The following is a 20,747-nucleotide window of genomic DNA, read 5'->3' on the forward strand; positions in this document are numbered from 1 at the left end:
CAGCGCTTTTTGTTTACATAATATAATTATTATTTATTATGTGATGTAGCTTTTTGTTTCTCATTCTCTTCTTTTATTAAATCTATCAATCCATTCCCTTCGGATGTTCGCTCATATCCTAATGGCACTGTGCGCTTAATAAGCTGTGCATAAATTTCTGGTTCTGAAAGCCTTCTTCCATATTCCCTTTCACATTGCTTAATTAGAAGTGCTAATGCTCCGGAAATGTGTGGAGTCGCCATAGATGTCCCGCTCAATACAGCATACTTTCCTCCTGGATACGTAGAAAGAATTTCTTCACCTGGTGCTACTAAGTCAATTTCTTGATTCGAATTACTGAAGCAAGCTAACTTTCTTTCTAAATTCACTGCTCCTACTTCGATCACTTCTGAATAAGCACCTGGAAAATCCAACTCTTCTGTTTCGTCATTGCAATCACCATTATTTCCAGCGGCACATACAACTAGCACGTCTTGTTTGACAGCCTTTTGAATCACTTCATGTAATTCTGGTACATCTTCTGGTCCACCAAGTGACATGGAAATAATTCTTACTCGTTCTTGATTCGGCCCTCTCCAGCTTACAGCATAGTCAATCGCATCGATAATATGTTGATAGTTTCCTGATCCGTCCCCTGCCAATACTTTTAATACTAATAATTTAGCCAGTGGTGCAACGCCTAAAACTCCAATATCATTTTCTGTTGCTGCAATTGTTCCAGCAACATGGGTACCATGCCCATTATTATCAAGATAATTATTTGGATCATTTCCATAATCCTCTGTAAAGTTTCTTCCGCCAATAATTCTATCCTTTAAATCTACATGGTTGACATCACAACCTGTATCTAATACTGCTACAACAATATCGTTTCCTTTTTCACTTTTTTCCCAAATCTCAGGAGCGTGAATCAGTTGTACACCTGGTGGAATTTCGTTTGCTTGTTCAACCACCTTGTTTACTGTAAATGGAATTAATCGAATTCCTTTTTGCTTATTCGCTGTACTACTGCTCATCTGAATCCCTCCTAAAAGTGTATGATGTCCCTAGCAAATATGCTTACACTTATAGATAAAAATTCTTGCTCCTATTTAAAAATTCCTGCTTCAAAATATTTCTCAAGTACAAAACAACTGCTACTTCATCTTTTGCGGCCATAAGCTCCATTTCTTTAAGATAAGCATAATTGCCGGAACAAGTAGTGTCCGCACAAGAAATGTATCAATAATAACTCCAAGTGCCACAACAAATCCAAACATAAATAGTTCTAATAATGGCTGGGTCGTTAATACGGCAAACGTTGCTGCTAATATGATACCAGCAGAAGAAATAACACCGCCTGTTGCAGTTAATCCATTCTCAATTGCAACCGGCAGAGGATGTTTTGCAGCTTCTTCTTTAATGCGAGAAACGAGCATAATATTATAATCCACTCCAAGTGCCACAAGGAATACAAACGTATACAATGGAATGCGATAACTCATGTCCTTGTATCCAAATATATGTTCAAACAGGAACATACTCAGGCCTAATGCCGCACAATATGAGAGTAGAATTGTTCCAATCATATAGATTGGCGCAATCAATGATTTGGTTTGCATACCTAGCAAAATCAATATCAATATAGATATAAGCACAACAATGCATGTTGTATCGTGATTATTAATCTGGTACAAATCAGCTTGCTTCGCCGTTTCACCAGAAAAGTAAACATGACCATTCTTCACAAACTCATTTTCCTTCTGTTGCAGAAATTGAATGGTATCCATGGCCTGTAGTGAATATGGTTGATCTTTTAAAATCAGTTGCACTTTAGCTGCTTTTCCATCTTTAGATCGCAATTGATTTGTATTCTTTTGAATCGCCTCAAGAGAAGGATTTACCCCTTCTACTCCTTTTTGTACCGTTAATTTTCTCACAAACTGTACAATTTCCTCATCAGTTACCTTTTCTTCCTTCGACATTACAACCGTAATAGGAGCTAACTGACCAGGAGAATATTTCTGTTCAATTAACTCATATCCTTGTCTTGATTGTAAATTTTCCGGAAAGGACTTTAATAAGTTAAAAGAGTACTGAATTTGAAATAGATTCAATGAACATACGACTAAAAAAAGAGCAACTGCTCCTCCAACTATGTACGGCTTTCTTACTACAATATGGCTCACTTTTCTCCAAATGACATGTTTTTCTTTCTGCTGTCCAACCTTTGGTATAAAAGGCCAAAACGCTCCCCTTCCAAATAATGCAAACAAAGCAGGAAGTAATGTAATTCCGCCTAAAATAATGACAACAAGTGCAACAGAAAATAGTGGTGCAAAGTTACGGTAACCGTTATATACGGCAAAAAAGAGCATGAACATGGAAGCAAGCACAGTACTCCCACTAAAGAAGATTGGTTCCCCTACTTTTCGCATCGCTTGTTTCATACTTTCATATTTATCTTCTCGTTTTTGCAATTCTTCCTTATAACGTGCAAAAATAAATAGAGCATAATCTGTTAATGCGGCAAATAATAAGATTGACATAATAGACAATGATTGCGATTTGATTTCAAGTCCCCATTTACCAAATAAACCGAGACTTCGGTCAATCACTTGGTATACAATAATTGCTGCAATCAGCGGAATAATTGCTAAAAGAGGAGAACGGTAAATAACAATTAATAATACAAAAATTAATCCAATTGTCGAGAACAACAGAATCATATCGGCGTTTTTAAAAATTTCTAATGTATCCGCAGCAATCCCCGCAGGTCCTGTTATTTTTGCTTCCATATTAGTAGGAAGTTCCTGCTTTAATACATTTTTCATTTCTTTTACTGTATTATGAATCTCTTCTACTTCTAAATTACTTGTCAGCGTTACTGGAAGAATAAAACTTGTTTTATCCTCAGATACAAAGCCGTTTAACATTTGAACTGGCATTTCACTAATCGGAATCATTTTTTCAACATGTTCGATTTTTTTAGCCTGTAATTGCTTTGTTATCTTTTGAATGCTATGTAACTGTTCTTCTTTCATTTCTTCTTTTTGATGAAAGATAATAATAGCTGGTAATCCTTCGTCATTTGGAAAATATTTTTCTACTTGTTTTTCAGCTTGTATAGATGCTGCACTTTCAGGAATCCCATCACCACTCACATTATTTGCATATTTCTTCGCTGGTTTTGAAATTCCTGTTAAGACAAGCATAGCCACAATCCACGATATAACAATTACTTTGGCACCTTTTTTACTACTTGCAAAGTCTGTTATACGCTGTAACCATTTCCACATACAATCCCTCCTTATATCATATTCAATAAAGCGAATTAATAACTTTGTTAAATATACACATTACTTTTTCGCAAACAAATAAAGTGTAGGACAAATATATAGGAAAAACAAGATTGTTCACAAAAACTACAAACACTATTTGTATATACAGATAAACACTTGTTTTTAAAACCAAAAAGAGTATCTGGTTATACTTTGAAGCATTCTGTATCTTTCACTTCATAGCCATGTTTATATGTTAGAAAAGCAATCACTCTATATAGGTTCAAACTTTATATATTTCACGAAAATAATGAAATTGTTATCGATCCTTACGTAAAAAACTCCTAACATCATCTGTTAAGAGCTTTTTACTGAGCAAATTTTGAACAGTGAAGTCTTCATCGCTTCCTTATCTAACTTCTAGATTGAATATTTATCAAAAGTGAACTCCATTACCTCATTCCTAACCTTTCTTTCAATTGCTTTATATAACGAGAGCGTATCATCATAAAATATACAATTTGAATTCCTACAAATATACTTAAGACGATTATATTTTCTTTTAGCAAAGAATAGTCAAACATTTGCCCTAAAGCCGTTAATGCAACACCACCATGTAACGCTGCTACACCAATCGGAACAAAGAATAATAAAGCCAATCGAATTGTGACGACTTGAGATAACTCTCCACTCGTTAACCCTATTTTTCGAATGGATTCAAATAAACGATAATCATCATCTAGGTCAGAGAATAGTCGAAAATATAGAAAACTACCTGCACAAACAAAAAATACAATTCCAATAAAAAATCCTACAAACAAAATTGGACCTGCAAATTGTAACGCTTGCTTGTTGTTATATTCTGCTGCATGAAACTGTGAATACTTTTGGTACTGTTTTATATGCTCCATTATTTCTTTGCCCGCTTCAAATTCATTTTTCGTTTCTTTTGTTTCATACATATAATCTTTCATTTCTTTAAATCCACTTTGTAATGCATTATATTGCACATCTGAAATGACATAGACATCACGAAGAAGTACTTTACTAAGAGTAGATGTCTTCACTTTTTTTACTGTCAATACTTGTGCTTCGTTCGATAATTGTATCGTTTTTCTTTCTTTTTTCGGTGGTCCTGGCATTTCATTTGATAAGAACAGTGCTGTATTTTGCTTGAAAACAACTTTCTGTTCACCTGTAAGTTTCGCATACACCTTATAATCAGACTTTTTTATAAAGGACGCACTGCGCATCGATTGAACTTCACTTCGTTTCGAAGCTATCACGATTTTGCTAGTAGATATATTATATTTCTTTAATATTTTCTCAATCAATTGTATATGCTCTGTTTCATTTTCGTTTCCTGTTCCAGAATGATATTGAAAGGCAATTGGTTTTTCCATCATTTCTCTAGTCATAGAAGTAAAACCAACTAAAGTACCAATCGCCGAGAAAGCTACAGTCGAAATAATTGTAACAATAAAAAACATGCGCGCATTATCTCTCATCCGATATGCTAAATCTGAAAGCGTTATGATGTTTGTTCGTGTCCAATATAAACGTTTGTTCTTCTTACATCTTCGGATTATGAATACACTCAGCTGCTTATACATAAAATATGTACCAATTGTAACAACCGTCGTAACAGGAACTAACATAATAAAAACCATAGCTCCATGTGAAGATAACGCCCCTATATATCCTACACTAAGTAACAATATGGCTAAAAATGAAGCAATGATAGACGCTTTCGGTTCGGGTTTCGCTTTTACCGAACCTCTAAATAACTTCATAATTTGATTTTTACGAATCAACCCAGCACTAAAAAATGAAATAATAATAAATAAAATGAAAAACATCAAACTTGTTACACCAATAGCCTGTATTGGTACATAATATGACAAGGACAAGTCTAACTTAAGTAATAGCGGCGCTACGAAAATAAGCAAACCTGAAAATAGCATTCCGCAAAGAATACCGGTAATAATCGCGGCAATCCCAAGCATAACATTTTCAAAAAAGATAAGTCGTCTTAATTCAAACTTCGTCATACCGAGCATCATCAATATTCCTAATTCTCGTTTTCTCGTTTTCAAAAACATTCCCATAGAGTACAAGATAAAGAAAAATGTAAAAACATAAATAATAAATTGTGCAAATGACATACTGAAAAATACATATTCCCCTAATTGGCTAGCGCTTAGTGCAGGATGAAATGCAAAAAATGAATAAACAAAAAAAGCCATAATAGCAAATGCACTACTTAAAAAATAAGCCGAGTAGGTCCTTCTATTACGTGTTACATTTCGAAATGCTAATTCCCTAATGTTCATCTTATTTCTCCGCCCTTTCGATTACTATACTGCTATCATACATAAAGCAAAGAATTGAATTCCATCGATTCAAATGACAAAAACATTACATTGTTGAAAGGTTGCAGAAAAATTGATTAAATCAAAGAGTTTATTTATAATAGCTACATTCCTATTCATACATTGTCCTATTGTATATTCGGCAGTTTTACTAAATAATAAGAGTGGAGACATATGAATTGAATTTATACATAACAATTTATCGATCATAGGAGGATATATCATGACTTTACAAGAGCAAATTATGAAAACATTACATGTTCAATCTGTAATTGATCCAAAAACAGAAATTCGAAAACGAATTGATTTCTTAAAAGATTATATGAGAAAAACAGGTGCAAAAGGGTTCGTACTTGGTATTAGTGGTGGTCAAGATTCGACACTAGCAGGTCGATTAGCACAGCTTGCAGTAGAAGAAATTCGTAACGAAGGAGGAAGTGCAAAGTTTATCGCTGTACGCCTTCCATATAAAGTGCAAAAAGATGAGGATGATGCACAACTTGCCCTTCAATTTATTAAACCAGATCACTCTGTTTCTTTTGATATCGCTCCAGCTGTTGATGCATTTTCAAATCAATATAAAGACTTATTAGGAGAATCACTAACAGACTTTAATAAAGGCAATGTAAAAGCTCGTATCCGTATGGTGACACAATACGCAATTGGTGGTCAACAAGGTTTGCTTGTAATTGGAACAGATCATGCAGCTGAGGCTGTTACCGGCTTCTTCACAAAATATGGTGACGGAGGGGCGGATCTTTTACCGCTAACAGGCTTAACAAAACGTCAAGGTCGTGCTTTACTACAAGAATTAGAAGCTGACAAACGACTTTACTTAAAAATGCCGACAGCAGACTTATTAGATGAAAAACCAGGTCAAGCTGATGAAACAGAATTAGGAATTACGTATGATCAATTGGATGATTACTTAGAGGGAAAAGCAGTTCCTCAAGATGTAGCAGAAAAAATTGAAAAGCGTTATCTTGCAAGTGAACATAAAAGACAAGTACCTGCATCTATGTTTGATGATTGGTGGAAATAAGTATTCTAAAAAACGAAGCTAATATGATTTAGCTTCGTTTTTTATCGAAATGCTCCTATTTTCTTTTCTAAAAGATTATGTTGTTGATGAAATAACAGAAAGAACTGTAAATGTATTCATACGCTTTTCCTCACCAATCGGGCTGTTACGGGCAGTGAGGCTCCCACCTATCCCCCTTACTTTTCTCCGAAATCTTAAGATAGGAGTCTTACTCCCCCTTAAATAACAGGATAAAAAGAGCACCTTTTTAGATGCTCTTCGTTCATTAATATGTAAATGTAATGGTTGCTAATGAATATCCCGCCATCGCACTATATGGCGCAACTTGATAAGAAACGTGCTTTGCACCTTTCGGCCAGGAAATTTCATTTAATGCTCGGTTAATATCTTGCATTGTTCCATCCATTGATTGTTTATAGCGCAGTTCTACTTTTTGAGGCTTCGCTGCAAATTCTTTCTGTAATTTTTGCTTTAATTCATTATAATTATTAGCCCCGTATTGTGTAGATAAATACACTAAATTCGTATCTTTTAGCATTTGATTATATACAGCCGTTTTTGCACTACCTGCTTTTATTTTATTTGTTAATTCATTATAGTAGTTTGTAGTTGCTGCTGGATACTTGCTACGATCCCATTCATGATCTTTGCTCATTTGCTCATCTGTCATATTATAATATGAGTATGTTACGCGTCCTTCTTTATCAGGAACTGGATCATCAAACGTAGTATCTAAATGATACCATTTCCCCTCAATCTTTACTAAATTCCAGGCATGAGCTTGTCCGTTTCCTTTGCCAGTGACAAAACGTGTTTGAATACCCGCTTGCTGCATGAGTTGATACGTTAATAGTGTATATCCTTGGCAAACAGCTGAACGATTTACTAAAGCTTCATATGCTGTATATGCTTGATAAGAAGTATCATAAGAAACATGTTTCACCACATAATCATGAATCGCTTTCACCTTTTCATGTTCATCCATGCCAGCCTTAATAATTGTGTTAACAATTGCTTTTGCTTGCGTCTTTACATATTGTGTTTGTTCCTTTGACTCACGATAAGAGATATGTAATGTAAACGTATAATTTCCTGGTAATCCACGTATAGAGTATCTTGTACTTGCAATATTGTATTTTACATACTCATCTGCATCTACTATTTTATTATATTCTTGATAAAGCATATTCATTACAGATCGAGCATCGCTTTCTTTCGTATTATATTTTAATGTAATATTTTCTTCTTGATGATCAATCTTCTGTTTTAACTCTCTTTTAAAATCTTCCAACAACTTGACCTCTGCTGATGGAGCTACAATGGATTGATTTGATGCTGCATAAGATATCGAAGGGGCTTGTAAACCACCAATCATAATTGTTGAACAAAGTGCAGCAGCTGTTATATATTTATTTGTCTTTTTCATTTTTGCTAATCCTCCTCATGTAAAAATATACAACAAATCTTTCATATATTTATAGAGTATACAATAGTTTACGAAAAATAAAATATGAGATTATGCATATTTATTAATTGCTATTTTAATATTATCAAAAAGAGTTCCCTCAATGCTTCATGAAAATAAAAAAGCAATAGTATACTTTAACAAAGTAAACTACTGCTTTTTTAACTAACATGTTTGTAATATGCAACACGCATTTTCAAAACGACGATGTTTTAAATCTTCATTTCCAATGCAGAAATAGAGCATTCCTAAATCTCCCCACATCATATTACAATTGTTGTAATCCGAATCTACTTGGAATAAAAGGACCATATCATGTCGGTTTACCCCAATATACTCTCCAGCTTCTTGAAGGACATCATTTTGTACAGAGAAAGGTTCACCAAACACTTGATGATTATCATAATGATCTGGAATTAATTCTTCAAGTAGCTGTAAAAATCGATCGGAATCCCCTTCATCTTCAATAAATAACTCCGGTAACTTATAGGTCGATTCAAATGATATTTCACATTGTGTAAATCGCTCTTCTATATGCTCCATTCTTTTCAGTTGATCAACTGAAACATCATAATAAAGGACACGTCCCGCTCCTTGGAAATCTCCCTCTTCCATAAAATGATTTTCATAACGAAAGAAATAGAGCATTCCTGTTTGAGGTAGATTATACTTGAAATCTATATTTTTTAAATCTGTTACATGAAACTGTGCAATAAATTGCAACGGCTCTCCTTTATAAGTTGGATATTCAAATGAAACAGGTACGTCTGGAACTCCTCCCATTTTAGACTGCCCAATTTCCAACTTATCTTTTTGTTTCGGTACTACTTTTATACAAGGAAATATCGTATCCATTAATTCCTGTTTTAAATGCGTTAATTCATACTTTTCAATTAATGATTCAATTTTCGTCTTCATAAATTCTCCTTAAGTCGTGTACTTATTCGTATCATAGCACATATATCGTAGTAAATTCATCTTCAAAAATAACATGTCATAAAAAACGGGCTTGCCTCCTATACGCGAACAAGTTTTCCAAAGCATAGTATACAGTGTTCCTACAAACACGACACCTCATCATTTCTCTAAGAGACGTTTATTTATTTTGATTTTTAAAAGGAGGCTTTCCACATGGGTTACGGATATGGCGGTGGCTATGGTTGCGGATATGGCGGCTTCGCTTTATTAATCGTTTTATTTATCCTTCTAATCATCATTGGAGCTAGCTGTTGGGGCGGCTTCGTTGGTTGCTAAGTAATTTGCAAAAACTATTGTAAAAAAGCACGTAAAGCACGTGCTTTTTTGCTACCCCAAATCTTTACATGGAAAGGAATTATTTTTTCATGAAAATTGATGGTGTGTTTGAAGGTGGAGGGGTTCGTGGAATCGCACATGTAGGTGCCATTTGCGCATTGAATGAGCGCGGCTACTATTTCGAACGTGTTGCTGGCACGTCAGCAGGTGCCATTATCGCCGCTCTGCTAGCAGCTGGTTACTCCTGTACAGAATTAAAAGATATTATAAGTACTTTAGATTATTATCAATTTACAAAAAAAACGTTACTTGATAAAATCCCAATTATCGGAAAAGGGTTAAGTGCATGGACTCGATTAGGAATTTACTCCAATATTTTTTTAGAAGAATGGTTAGACGATTTATTACGTAAAAAAGGGATTTATTTTTTTAGCGATTTATCTAATCTGAAAAATTTAAAAATTATCGCTTCAGATATAAGCAACGGGAAAATGGTTATCTTTCCTGATGATCTACCAAACTATGGCTTTCCAAATTATCGTTTTCCAATTGCGAAAGCGGTCAGAATGAGCGGAACCATCCCTTTCTTTTTCGAGCCTATAAAGTGGAAAACACCAAAATGGAAAAAACCTTGTTACATGGTGGATGGCGGGATTTTAAGCAATTATCCGATTTGGATTTTCGATTCACCAACGCTTCCTCGCTGGCCTACCTTTGGATTTCACTTTGTAAAAGATGAAATTCAAGCAGAACCCGTTCATTACAAAGAACCCCTTTCCATGTTCAAAGGACTATTTAAAACAATGATGCAGGCTCATGATTTACGCCATTTAGATAAAGAAGCAAAAGCAAGAACAATTAAAATTCCAACCGGCATGATTACAAGTACGAACTTTCAATTAACTATCGCTGAAAAAGACTGGCTGTATCAATCTGGATTCGATGCTGCCACTACGTTTTTACAAACTTGGAACTTTAAAAGATACATTAACCAATATCGAAGGGAAAATCAAAAAAGAAAAACATATCATTCACAAAACAAATTAGATTTATAATCTTTGTTCATGTTAATAAGCCTAATACACACTCATTATATTAGGCTTATTTACAATCAACTATTTTTTCAATAAAGCATCCTGCTATCACTTCTAAATTAAGGGTATTCCAATCCTTCTGCTTCTTTAGCTGGAATTACTACATATCGCTCTCCTGTTTTCAATCCTAATAGCTCCGCTTTTTCAATTGCCTCTTGCTTTGTCTCTGCATACGCTGCTAAATATTTTGTCCCGGCAATTACTTGACAAATAACAAATTGTTTCATACTTTTCTCCTTTATTAATATATAAGCTTCTTCCTATAAGGAGTATGTATTATACTGCCGACCTTCTCTTGGCTAACAACACCCCTTTATATCTTTTATTGTATATGGGATAGATTATTTAGAAAAGCGGCAACCTAAAAGCGTTACATAACAAACAAGCAATTTCCTAAAAAAATAAATCTTTTTCGCTATTTAACCCACATGCCATTTTGGCTACAATCGGTGTGATAGGAACAAACTCCATTCAATATGAAGGGACAGAAAAATAAATTTTTCCATTTTTATTTATTGGGTTTGGTTTATCGGGCTCGCTCTTGCGGGGAGACTATTAAAACGAATGGATTCATCAGGAAAAATAAAGTTTCGAGAATTATTATATGGGGCGTTTCTCTTTATATGGTAAAACAGCTCATCTTTTCGCTACTTCTAAATGTAAAGTCTTCTTTCCATATAATACCCCTGATAAAAAAGCTTTTATCAGGGGTATTATACCTTATTTACTTTTAACGTACATAACAAAAGAAATTGGATAACCATTTAGCATTACTCCTATTCTGCCAATTCTTATACTAAGATATCCATACCATTTAATGGAAATTGTATGTCTTACATCCCAAAAAAAGAAAGGAAGATTTCTTCCTTTCTCCTTTGACGCTCCACTTTTAGCGATTGTATCCTCCACCAAGTTGCTGTTCTGCCATAGCTACAAGACGTTTTGTAATTTCACCACCTACAGAACCATTTGCACGTGAAGAAGTATCAGCTCCAAGTTGTACGCCAAATTCTTGTGCAATTTCATATTTCATTTGATCAAGAGCTGCTTGAGCTCCATTTGAAACTAATTGATTAGAATTACGATTTCTAGCCATTACCGTCACCTCCTTTATATATTAAAATGCAAAGAATCAAGATTTTTTATTCACATTATTTTCAGCATTTTTTACCATTTAGAATCAATTCATATACAAACATAAAAATTTGAACTACATACAATCAAAAAGTTAAAAATAGATTTTCTTACAATAAAGTTAAATTTTCATAAAGATCTCTAATATTCCTCCAACAATATGCCGCCTCTTCTACACCCCATTCCTCTATCAATTTTGTATCCACGCGCTCTGGCTTAAATTTTTCATAAAAAAGTTTTGAAGGATTATTTGCTACAACCCACACTAGTACGGAATGTACGTCATGTTTAATGAATTCGGAAATCATTGTTTGAAATAATCGTTGTCCAATTTTATGTCCTTGATATTCTTTTATTAAATAAATTGCATATAATTCACCATCACAATTATAGTTTCCAGTTCTTTCTATTCCTCCATCGATGAATCCTACAATTTCCCCTTCAGTTGTTTCTGCAACATATCGATATTGTTTAGAAATATTTTGTTTAAAATATTTTCCCACTGTTTTTCTCGATGCTTATATGTCATATTCTCTAAAATCTCCTTAGGCAACAATCCACTATATGTTGTTTTCCAACTATCAACGTGTACTTTTGCTATACTAGGAATATCTTCTTTTCGTGCTGTTCTAACCTTTATTTGCATTTCTTTCCCACCTTTTGTCTTTATAACGATTTCGTGTATAAAAAATAAATGATTGCAAGCCCCATCCATTTTTCTATATCATTTATTTTCGACAGTAACTCTTCATAATCCTATTTATACAACTTCTTTCATTTTCTCTAAGCTCTAAATGAAGATCTTATCGACCGGTAACGCAGTACAAAAATTGTTACAAATAAAAAAAGGATGAAATTCATCACCCTTCTTTACTCTTCCTATCTACTTTCCACTTCAACTGAAACGATATGATCAATTTCTTTTAAAGTGCTATATAACTCTGTTGTATATAAATCCTCCGGTACCAATATCACCATTTCTAATTTTTGTGATGTACCATTCTCAATGTCTTTTATTTTAACTCGTTTCACTTGCATATTTAAATTTTTTATTTGCTTAAAAATCCCATCTAACTCTCTATGTTCATTTACAATAATTTTTATAGATAAGTCTTTTTGTCTTAACGAATAAGGGCCAGCAATTTTAACAAGTTGCGGCAATACATTAATTGCTAATATAATTAAAACCATAGCTACTGTCGCTTGTATATAAAAACCAGCTCCAATTGCAATCCCTAAAGCCGATGCTGCCCATACCATAGAGGCTGTAGTTAACCCAGAAATCACATCATTATTTCTTCGTAAAATGACCCCTGCCCCTAAGAAACCAACACCACTTACAATTTGGGCTGCTAAGCGCATTGGATCCATATTAGTGTGTCCTGGCGAAGAATATACATTTACTGATTCAATTGAAACCATTGTAATTAAACAACTTGCTACCGAAATAACCATACTTGTTTTTACACCAAGCGGCTTATTCTTTAGCTGCCTGTCAACTCCAATAAATAACCCTAAAAAAAGTGCTAAGCCTAATTTCAGTAAAAATTCATATGACATATTTCATTCTCCTTACTTATATGATGCTCATCATTTTATATGTTAACCATCATCTTTCTCTAAATTATAAACTATAACTCTTTTATAGTATGAATTCCAGTCTTTTCTATAAATGAAACGAAAAAAGTCGAAAAAACATGTATATATTTTTTCGACTTTTTTCATTATTTATCTTTCTTTTCCTCTTTTATCTTAATATTGGCATTTTTATAAAAGGCTAATTTTCCTTCATTATATTCTTTTGTATATTGATTAAATTTCTCTTTCTCTTTTTGAATTTCTTCATTCAATGTATTAAAAGCTTTTACTTTTTCGCCAATTTCTTTTAATTTTGTTTCTTTTACTTTCAATTTCTCATATAATTCTTTTTCAATTGTCAATGACTGCTTATAACTTTCATTCATCTTTTTGAAAGATTCATAACGGTTTTTATAAGCTTCATTTACTTTTTTTGCCTGTTTTTGAATTTTTTTATCTTCAATTTTATCTGCATTACCTGGAACAGATTTTATCTCTTTTTGCGCTTTTTCAAGCAAATCTTTTTCATTTGCAACTATTTTTTCTCGTTCATCTACATTTGCAACCGCTTGGTCAACTTTTTGAATAACCACTTCATTATGCTCTTTTCCTTCTTTCATAATTTGAGCATATAATTCTTGGCCTTGCTTCTCTAACTTTTCTAGTTTTTTCACATCACTAGATAGTTCCTTCTCTTGCTTTGCTGCGTTTTCAAAAGCAACATAAATGTTTTCTTCTAGCTTCTCACCAAAACAACCTGATAATAATCCTACTGATAATGCTCCAACAAGTGCTACTTTTCTATAACTCACTTTCCATTCCTCCATCAAATACGGTTATCATGCCAAAAATTCACCGAGAAGTGACTTTCTTCATGATACGCTTCAAATTCATACCCTTTTTCTTTTAAGCCTTTTATAATTGCTGGAACAGCCGCAACAGATTGCGGATGAATATCATGCATTAAAATCACTTCTTGATCATTTGTCGCGCCAGCAAGTACATTTTGCACAATTTTAGCTGCTGCTGCATCGACTGGCATCTTGTTATATTTCCAGTCTAAAGAGTCAATTGTCCAATCCCATACTTTTAGGTCACCTTCAACCACTTTGTTGCGAAGCGCTTCATTTAATCCTGGCATTGATCCATACGGTGGACGTGTTAACTTAGGGGATTGCCCAATAATATTTGCTATTAAGCTTTGATCCTCTTTCATTTCATTTACGTATTCACCACTTGTATATAACTTTTTAAAGTTATGTGTCATACTATGCATACCTACATAATGACCTTCTGCCTGTTCACGCTTTACTAAATCAGGATATTGTTTTACATTTGCACCAATTAAGAAGAATGTAGCTTTCGCATCATTTTGTTTCAAAATCTTTAGCAATTCTGCCGTATATTTTCCTGGTCCATCATCGAAAGTAAGATATGCTACCTTTCTCACTTGACCATTGAATTTACTTGGCGCTGTTTTTTTAAGTTCAACTTTCACTTGTTCACTTGCTAACTGCACCGGATTCTCTTGCTTAGCTACAGCTGTCGCTGGCGAAGTAATAGATTGAAACATGAAATAGCCGACTGCAATTGCAATAATCGCTACCATTATAACGACAATACGTTTTGCTTTTAAAGCATTCTCCATTCTATTATTCCCTCTCTCTATTAATTTTATATATAAATTACACAATGTAATTATACACGTATTTATTTGATTGTAACGATAAAAAGACAAATATGGGATAAATTTTAGCGGAATTGTTATACCGATTTTTTTTGTACTCTCAACATATTATACCTCATATAGAACTACAATTTTTCATAATCACTCATTAGATTTTCATGTGCAACTCTACTCGCATCTATCTTTCTTATTTCTCTCTGAATCCTAAGGAGAACCATACACCGTTATGAATCCGATACAAAAAGGATGGCAAATGCCACCCTTTTCATCTCATTTTGAGTTAATTTGATGCAATGCCTAGGTGCTCATTTAATGTTTTCGAAATTTCTTTCACATTGTTCTCATTTGGAATATAATAATAAATTCCACGAATCCGTTTATCTGTACCTTCTACTTGTATTTTGTCCATTTGCAAATTGGAACCAGCCATATTTTTTGCAATCGAAAGCATATCATCAAATGTTAAATTCGTTTTCATATTATTATCAATTGCATCTAATAATGAACTCATTTTACTAATAGATTGAGCTGACAATGCTTTTTTCGCAATAGCTTCAATGACAAGTTGCTGTCTTTGACCACGCATTGCATCACTATCAATTTTACGTGTTCTCGCTAATGCAAGAGCTTGTTCCCCATTTAAATGTTGATACCCTTTTTCTAAATGAATCATACCTGCTTGATCTTTACTGTCTTGTTCCGTAAACGTTACAGGTACATCCACATCAATGCCTCCAAGCGAATCAACAATTTTCACAAACGAATCAAAATTAAATTTCACATAATAATCCACTGGAACATCTAAAAATCGTTCAACAGTATTTCTTGTACTTTCAACACCACCAAATACATGAGCATGTGTAATTTTATCTAATTTCTTTCTTGATGGAATATATACGCGTGAATCACGTGGAATACTTACTAATTTCACAGATTTATTATCTTTATTAATAGTAGCTAATAAAAGCGCATCAGTACGAACTGCTTCTCCATATTGACCTTTTCTTATGTCACTACCATCTACACCCATAATTAAAATTGAAATATTATCCTTTAATGGTTCAACTTCCTTATCCCGTTTCACTGATTTATCAATTTGTGCATATGCTTCATTTACAACTGCTTTCGCTTTATTATATAGAAAAGAACCATATCCAATGCCTCCAAAAAGAAGCAAAAACAATGGAATTAAAATGAACCATTTAAATGATTTTCTTTTAGAACGTCTCTGTCTACTTCTTGTATTATGTTCTAATTCAGAGCTCATGTTCATTCTCCTCTCTTTCTCTTTTCTTAGTATACTTCATGTATAGTAAACTTCCTATTGAATTTCATTTCATTCACCTTACATTTTTGTAAGGTTTCACTTCAAAAAATGCAAAACGAATATATATTCCAGTTCACATTATACTCTCGTATTTTCTTTTGACAAGGTAAGAAATACTACTTCTAAAAATTCACAATCATAAAACCCTTATCGATTCATACATAATCATATAAGTTAGAACCTTCTCATCATACTTTATAATATGTAACAGAATATCTTTATTTTTTCACATTCCCTGTTTCTATATCTCCACACATACATATACAAAGCGTTTATTAAAAATGCAATAACAAAAAAGAAAGCTAGTACACGGCCAGCTTTCTCTCCTCACGATTTTTCTTTTTTAACATATTTCATGCTACTTACCTGTTCACTGATATGTCCGTATTTACAACTACTCCCTCGTGATCAATCTCCAGTTCACACACCTCTATCTTTGGAAATACTTTCATTAACTGTTCAGCAATCTCCTGACGATTTTCATATGGAGTTAAAATGAAGAGAGATGGGCCCGCACCACTTAGTGCTGTTCCATATGCTCCAAATCGCTTCGCATATGCACGAACAGAAGGTAGAAGAGGAACCAGTTGCAAGCGATACGGCTCATGAAATGGATCTCTTCCCATCATTTCACCAACTATTTCCCATTTCTTTTCACATAATGCTGCCACTAATACGTTACTAATCGAGCTAGCATGAACAGCATGATGAAATGAAAATGTTTCAGGTAGCACGGAACGGCTTTCATTGGTATTTAGTTCTTCATCTGGTATTACAGAAATAACTCCTAATTCTTTACTTTCAATCCGAACAACGGATACATGTCCCTCATTTATTGCACCGATGACTGTTCCTCCTAAAATAGAAGCTGCTACATTATCCGGGTGCCCCTCAAACCTTGTAGCAAGAAGAATTTTTTCGTCTGTTGTTAAGTGTAACGCTCCTAGCTGATTAGCAAGTTCAATTCCAGCAACAATAGCAGATGCACTGCTTCCTAATCCTCTTGTAAGTGGAATATTACTCATAACTTCTATTATATGAGAAGGTAACGATGGACATACTTGAAGGGCAGTACTTATAATTAAATTTCTATCATCGTTTGGAACAGATCGATCAAATGGATGGATAACATGCCAATGCGGTGATTCTTCCTTCACAATCACTTCTAGATATAAGGATAGTGCCATTCCTACAGAATCAAAACCAGGGCCTACATTTGCTGTACTCGCTGGAACACGAATTTTAAATGGTATCACGAAATGATCACTCCCTTAATATGACCTTTCATTTGTTCTAAATCATTTGAGATACTTGTAATTTGTAATGGATTCGAGGAGATTGCAATATCCGGGTCTTTCAACCCATTTCCTGTTAATACAGCGACAACTGTCTCTCCTTGACGAATTTTTCCTAATTGAACATGCTTGATGATACCCGCTAAAGAAGCGTTGGAACCTGGTTCAGCAAATACTCCTTCTGTTCTCGCTAGCAATTGATAAGCCTTTACAATCTCTTCATCCGATACCATATCAATTTCACCATTCGACTGTTTGGCAGCCTCCACTGCATAATGCCAGCTTGCAGGATTACCAATCCGAATTGCAGTTGCAATTGTTTCTGGCGCATCAATGACATGACCTTTTACAATCGCAGCTGCACCTTCCGCTTCAAACCCATGAATTCTTGGTTTTTTATATCCTTTTTCTTTCTCATATTCACAAAATCCTTTCCAATACGCAGTAATATTCCCGGCATTTCCAACTGGAATAGCAAGAACATCTGGCGCTTTTTGCAACTGATCACAAATTTCAAACGCAGCTGTTTTCTGACCTTCAATCCGATACGGATTAACAGAGTTTACTAGTGTAATAGGCTCTTCAGCTGCGATTTGTCGTACTGCTCGCAGCGCATCATCAAAATTTCCTTCTATCGAAATAATTTCTGCCCCATACGCAACCGCCTGTGCTAACTTTCCATGGGCAATTTTCCCTTCCGGTATAACAATAATACATTTCATTCCAAGGCGAGCCGCATATGCTGCTGCGGATGCCGAAGTATTCCCTGTCGAAGCACAAATAATGGCTTTTGAGCCCGCCTCTTTTGCTTTTGCAACTGCCATTACCATACCGCGATCTTTAAATGAACCGGTTGGATTCGCTCCTTCATATTTTCCGTATAAACAGATCCCTAATTTTCCAGAGATATTTCCAAGCGGAATAAGCGGTGTATTTCCCTCCATCAAACTAACCTCTGGTGTATTGTCGCTCACAGGTAAATAAGAAGCATATTGTTTTAATAACCCTTTATACATATTGTTTTTCCTCCTCAATACTGTAGTAACTTTTTATTTCATTTGCTACATCCTCTAATAACTGTAAAACTTGTGAAAATTGATATTTGGAAGTTTGATGCGTTACAATTACAATGTCTGCAAATTCTTTATTTATTGGTAATTGTATAATTTCTTCTAAACTAACAGAACAATTTACGAAACATTCCGTTACTTTTTGAAACATCCCTGGTTCGTCACGTAATACAATACGCAAGAAATATTTTGAAACAATATCTTTATCTTGTTTTAATTCATAAGGCTCAATTTCTTTACATACATCTTGATTTTGCACCTCTTGGTTCATCTTTTTAACAATGGCAACAATATCACTTACTACAGCAGACCCTGTCGGTAACTTGCCTGCACCTGGTCCGTAAAACATGACTTCTCCAACTGCATGGCCATGTACATATACAGCATTGAACTCATTATTTACACTTGACAGAGGGTGTTTGCTCGGTAATAAAGTAGGTGCAACGCTTAAATGAATGGCTGAACCTTCTTTTTCTGCTTTTCCAATCAGTTTCATTGTAAACCCTAGTTTTTCTGCCATTTCCAAATCTTCTTTTTCAATATTCCGAATACCGCGAACGTAGACATCATCTAAAGACACATTCATTGAAAATCCTAAATTAGCAAGAATAGCTACTTTTCTTGCTGCATCCAGCCCATCTACATCTGCTGTAGGATCTGATTCTGCAAACCCTAATCTCTTTGCTTCTTGCAACGCTTCTTCATAAGACCAGCCATTTTGGCTCATCTTTGTTAAAATATAATTTGTTGTTCCATTCACAATTCCCATCATTTTTTTAATATGATCTGAAGCTAATCCGTCGGCAAGTCCTCTTAATATTGGAATTCCACCCGCTACACTCGCTTCATAAAGCAACTCACAATGATTCTCGTTTGCAAGTTGTAGTAATTCTGCGCCATGTACAGCCATCAAATCTTTATTAGCAGTTACAACATGCTTCTTATGTTGCAACGCTTTTACAATATACTCTTTCGCTTCTTGAATCCCGCCCATCACTTCTACAACAATATCAATATCTGGATCATGTAAAAGTTCTTCGGCCTCTCTCGTAACAACCATTCCCTCTATAGACACATCTCGTTCTTTTTCTAAATCACGCACAATAACTGTTTTCACCTTCACTTCACACCCTGTCTCAAGACCAATCTTCTTACCATGTTCCTGTAAAATTTGAACGACGCCACTTCCAACAGTTCCTAGTCCTAATACTCCAACATGTACAACACGATTCATCTTTCAAACTCCTCTCAAATTTAAAAATAAACAGTCTGATCTTTCCTTATTTGCTTTCTATACGTGCTAGCGGTTCCTTCCGTACATATAACCGTCATCTACAGCACCCCCTTTCAAAGTTATAAAAAAACACATTCATCCCTAGTAAAGGGACGAATGTGTTTTCGTGGTTCCACCCTTGTTCCAATCTAGATACGCTTTCCTTCTAGATTGCTCAAGTTCAGATAACGGCTGAGACCGCCAATAATTACTAGATTTCTCGTTCACTATTGAAGTTCAAAGGTGGTAAGATCATTTCTCGTGTTAGGAAGCTCACAGCCTTAGACTTCCCTCTCTGCAAACCGTAAAAATCATCTCGTATCCTTATCATTACTTTTCGATTCATATTTATTTGTTAACTCATTATACGCACATACAAAACAAAATCAATACATTTTTTTGATTATTATTTCTTTTCAATCTGTTTAATTCACAAAAAAAAACACACTCATCCCTAATAAAGGGACGAATGTGTTTTCGTGGTTCCACCCTTGTTCCAATCTAGATACGCTTTCCTTCTAGATTGCTCAAGTTCAGATAACGGCTGAGACCGCCAATAATTACTAGATTTCTCGTTCACTATTGAAGTTCAAAGGTGGTAAGATCATTTCTCGTGTTAGGAAGCTCACAGCCTTAGACTTCCCTCTCTGCAAACCGTAAAAATCATCTCGTGTCCTTATCATTACTTTTTCGTTCATGTTTATTTGTTAATTTATTATAATTACGAAAATTTAAAAAAGCAACCCTATTTCCACATATTTTTAATAAATTTTTTCATTATTATATTTTAAAATAATAATTTCTTATCACCAAAACATCCCATTTCTGCTTACAGCACTCCTTATAAAAATAGAATTGCACATAGTGAACTATATTTTCTTCGATAAGGAGATTTT

Annotated in this window: 17 protein-coding genes, 2 pseudogenes and 2 other annotated features; of the genes and pseudogenes, 4 read left to right on the plus strand and 15 right to left on the minus strand. The window is 34.4% G+C overall.

What is annotated here, in order from left to right; translation table 11 throughout:
- Positions 1 to 29 precede the first annotated feature (29 nt).
- The 3 genes from MR063_RS10070 to MR063_RS10080 all read right to left on the minus strand — a co-directional run bounded on the left by MR063_RS10070 (position 30) and on the right by MR063_RS10080 (position 5,593).
- Positions 30 to 1,016 (minus strand): S8 family peptidase, encoded by a 987-nt coding sequence (locus tag MR063_RS10070; protein ID WP_242197176.1) that lies wholly within the window; start codon positions 1,014 to 1,016, stop codon positions 30 to 32.
- Between the two features lie 120 nt (positions 1,017 to 1,136).
- Complete coding sequence (locus MR063_RS10075) at positions 1,137 to 3,278, minus strand: MMPL family transporter (RefSeq protein WP_242197179.1); 2,142 nt, start codon at positions 3,276 to 3,278, stop codon at positions 1,137 to 1,139.
- A 434-nt stretch (positions 3,279 to 3,712) separates the two neighbouring features.
- The gene (locus MR063_RS10080) at positions 3,713 to 5,593 is read right to left on the minus strand and encodes an FtsX-like permease family protein (protein ID WP_242197182.1); all 1,881 of its coding nucleotides are present in this window, start codon (positions 5,591 to 5,593) and stop codon (positions 3,713 to 3,715) included.
- A gap of 262 nt (positions 5,594 to 5,855) precedes the next feature.
- Between MR063_RS10080 and nadE the strand changes: the two genes are divergently transcribed.
- Entirely contained in the window at positions 5,856 to 6,674 is an 819-nt protein-coding gene (gene nadE, locus MR063_RS10085) for an ammonia-dependent NAD(+) synthetase (RefSeq protein WP_242197185.1), read from the plus strand.
- A 265-nt stretch (positions 6,675 to 6,939) separates the two neighbouring features.
- Here nadE and MR063_RS10090 read toward each other — a convergent pair whose 3' ends face one another.
- Both MR063_RS10090 and MR063_RS10095 read right to left on the minus strand, forming a co-directional pair.
- Positions 6,940 to 8,100, minus strand: a complete 1,161-nt coding sequence (locus tag MR063_RS10090) for a transglutaminase domain-containing protein (RefSeq protein WP_242197188.1) — start codon at positions 8,098 to 8,100, stop codon at positions 6,940 to 6,942.
- Positions 8,101 to 8,304: 204 nt separating this feature from the next.
- Positions 8,305 to 9,057 carry a YwqG family protein gene (locus tag MR063_RS10095; protein ID WP_242197191.1) on the minus strand — a complete coding sequence of 251 codons (753 nt, stop codon included), beginning with the start codon at positions 9,055 to 9,057 and terminating at the stop codon, positions 8,305 to 8,307.
- A 213-nt stretch (positions 9,058 to 9,270) separates the two neighbouring features.
- On the opposite strand from MR063_RS10095, the gene MR063_RS10100 reads away from it, so the two are divergent.
- Both MR063_RS10100 and MR063_RS10105 read left to right on the plus strand, forming a co-directional pair.
- A complete protein-coding gene (locus MR063_RS10100; protein WP_041809642.1) occupies positions 9,271 to 9,393 on the plus strand; it encodes a YjcZ family sporulation protein in 123 nt (40 codons plus the stop codon).
- A gap of 89 nt (positions 9,394 to 9,482) precedes the next feature.
- Positions 9,483 to 10,448 (plus strand): patatin-like phospholipase family protein, encoded by a 966-nt coding sequence (locus MR063_RS10105; protein WP_242197194.1) that lies wholly within the window; start codon positions 9,483 to 9,485, stop codon positions 10,446 to 10,448.
- A 98-nt stretch (positions 10,449 to 10,546) separates the two neighbouring features.
- Here MR063_RS10105 and MR063_RS10110 read toward each other — a convergent pair whose 3' ends face one another.
- Positions 10,547 to 10,714, minus strand: a complete 168-nt coding sequence (locus MR063_RS10110) for a DUF3933 family protein (protein ID WP_242144661.1) — start codon at positions 10,712 to 10,714, stop codon at positions 10,547 to 10,549.
- A gap of 179 nt (positions 10,715 to 10,893) precedes the next feature.
- On the opposite strand from MR063_RS10110, the pseudogene MR063_RS22120 reads away from it, so the two are divergent.
- A pseudogene (locus MR063_RS22120) lies at positions 10,894 to 11,134 on the plus strand (LysE/ArgO family amino acid transporter); the annotation flags it as partial.
- Between the two features lie 242 nt (positions 11,135 to 11,376).
- On the opposite strand, the gene MR063_RS10115 reads toward MR063_RS22120, so the two are convergent.
- From MR063_RS10115 to MR063_RS10155, 9 genes and pseudogenes are all read right to left on the minus strand, one after another.
- Positions 11,377 to 11,583 (minus strand): alpha/beta-type small acid-soluble spore protein, encoded by a 207-nt coding sequence (locus MR063_RS10115; protein ID WP_242144660.1) that lies wholly within the window; start codon positions 11,581 to 11,583, stop codon positions 11,377 to 11,379.
- 148 nt (positions 11,584 to 11,731) lie between these two features.
- Positions 11,732 to 12,267: pseudogene (locus tag MR063_RS10120) on the minus strand (GNAT family N-acetyltransferase).
- Positions 12,268 to 12,500: 233 nt separating this feature from the next.
- A complete protein-coding gene (locus tag MR063_RS10125; protein ID WP_242144658.1) occupies positions 12,501 to 13,181 on the minus strand; it encodes an MgtC/SapB family protein in 681 nt (226 codons plus the stop codon).
- Positions 13,182 to 13,345: 164 nt separating this feature from the next.
- The gene (locus MR063_RS10130) at positions 13,346 to 14,011 is read right to left on the minus strand and encodes a YkyA family protein (RefSeq protein ID WP_242197197.1); all 666 of its coding nucleotides are present in this window, start codon (positions 14,009 to 14,011) and stop codon (positions 13,346 to 13,348) included.
- 14 nt (positions 14,012 to 14,025) lie between these two features.
- Positions 14,026 to 14,847 carry a peptidoglycan-N-acetylglucosamine deacetylase gene (locus tag MR063_RS10135; RefSeq protein ID WP_242197200.1) on the minus strand — a complete coding sequence of 274 codons (822 nt, stop codon included), beginning with the start codon at positions 14,845 to 14,847 and terminating at the stop codon, positions 14,026 to 14,028.
- Between the two features lie 319 nt (positions 14,848 to 15,166).
- Positions 15,167 to 16,153, minus strand: coding sequence for an LCP family protein (locus tag MR063_RS10140; protein WP_242197203.1), 987 nt, complete (start codon positions 16,151 to 16,153; stop codon positions 15,167 to 15,169).
- Positions 16,154 to 16,575: 422 nt separating this feature from the next.
- Positions 16,576 to 17,469: a homoserine kinase gene (gene thrB, locus MR063_RS10145; RefSeq protein WP_242197206.1), complete on the minus strand. Its 894-nt coding sequence runs from the start codon at positions 17,467 to 17,469 to the stop codon at positions 16,576 to 16,578.
- The gene (thrC, locus tag MR063_RS10150) at positions 17,466 to 18,524 is read right to left on the minus strand and encodes a threonine synthase (RefSeq protein ID WP_242197209.1); all 1,059 of its coding nucleotides are present in this window, start codon (positions 18,522 to 18,524) and stop codon (positions 17,466 to 17,468) included. The genes thrB and thrC overlap by 4 nt, the downstream gene beginning before the upstream one ends.
- Complete coding sequence (locus MR063_RS10155; protein ID WP_242197211.1) at positions 18,517 to 19,812, minus strand: homoserine dehydrogenase; 1,296 nt, start codon at positions 19,810 to 19,812, stop codon at positions 18,517 to 18,519. Before MR063_RS10155 ends, thrC begins: the two co-directional genes overlap by 8 nt.
- A 145-nt stretch (positions 19,813 to 19,957) precedes the next feature.
- Positions 19,958 to 20,191: a binding site (T-box leader), on the minus strand.
- 118 nt (positions 20,192 to 20,309) lie between these two features.
- Positions 20,310 to 20,543: a binding site (T-box leader), on the minus strand.
- Between the last annotated feature and the right edge of the window lie 204 nt (positions 20,544 to 20,747).

Origin of the sequence: Bacillus cereus group sp. BfR-BA-01492 (assembly GCF_022662815.1) — a bacterium.
In the GTDB taxonomy this organism is placed as follows: domain Bacteria; phylum Bacillota; class Bacilli; order Bacillales; family Bacillaceae_G; genus Bacillus_A; species Bacillus_A cereus_BD.

Coding starts and splice junctions, on each gene's coding strand:
- MR063_RS10155 (WP_242197211.1), bottom strand. CDS start 19,812: ATGAATCGTGTTGTACATGTTGGAGTATTAGGACTAGGAACTGTTGGA.
- MR063_RS10110 (WP_242144661.1), bottom strand. CDS start 10,714: ATGAAACAATTTGTTATTTGTCAAGTAATTGCCGGGACAAAATATTTA.
- nadE (WP_242197185.1), top strand. CDS start 5,856: ATGACTTTACAAGAGCAAATTATGAAAACATTACATGTTCAATCTGTA.
- MR063_RS10090 (WP_242197188.1), bottom strand. CDS start 8,100: ATGAAAAAGACAAATAAATATATAACAGCTGCTGCACTTTGTTCAACA.
- MR063_RS10100 (WP_041809642.1), top strand. CDS start 9,271: ATGGGTTACGGATATGGCGGTGGCTATGGTTGCGGATATGGCGGCTTC.
- MR063_RS10105 (WP_242197194.1), top strand. CDS start 9,483: ATGAAAATTGATGGTGTGTTTGAAGGTGGAGGGGTTCGTGGAATCGCA.
- thrC (WP_242197209.1), bottom strand. CDS start 18,524: ATGTATAAAGGGTTATTAAAACAATATGCTTCTTATTTACCTGTGAGC.
- MR063_RS10075 (WP_242197179.1), bottom strand. CDS start 3,278: ATGTGGAAATGGTTACAGCGTATAACAGACTTTGCAAGTAGTAAAAAA.
- MR063_RS10080 (WP_242197182.1), bottom strand. CDS start 5,593: ATGAACATTAGGGAATTAGCATTTCGAAATGTAACACGTAATAGAAGG.
- MR063_RS10115 (WP_242144660.1), bottom strand. CDS start 11,583: ATGGCTAGAAATCGTAATTCTAATCAATTAGTTTCAAATGGAGCTCAA.
- MR063_RS10125 (WP_242144658.1), bottom strand. CDS start 13,181: ATGTCATATGAATTTTTACTGAAATTAGGCTTAGCACTTTTTTTAGGG.
- MR063_RS10135 (WP_242197200.1), bottom strand. CDS start 14,847: ATGGAGAATGCTTTAAAAGCAAAACGTATTGTCGTTATAATGGTAGCG.
- MR063_RS10140 (WP_242197203.1), bottom strand. CDS start 16,153: ATGAGCTCTGAATTAGAACATAATACAAGAAGTAGACAGAGACGTTCT.
- MR063_RS10095 (WP_242197191.1), bottom strand. CDS start 9,057: ATGAAGACGAAAATTGAATCATTAATTGAAAAGTATGAATTAACGCAT.
- MR063_RS10070 (WP_242197176.1), bottom strand. CDS start 1,016: ATGAGCAGTAGTACAGCGAATAAGCAAAAAGGAATTCGATTAATTCCA.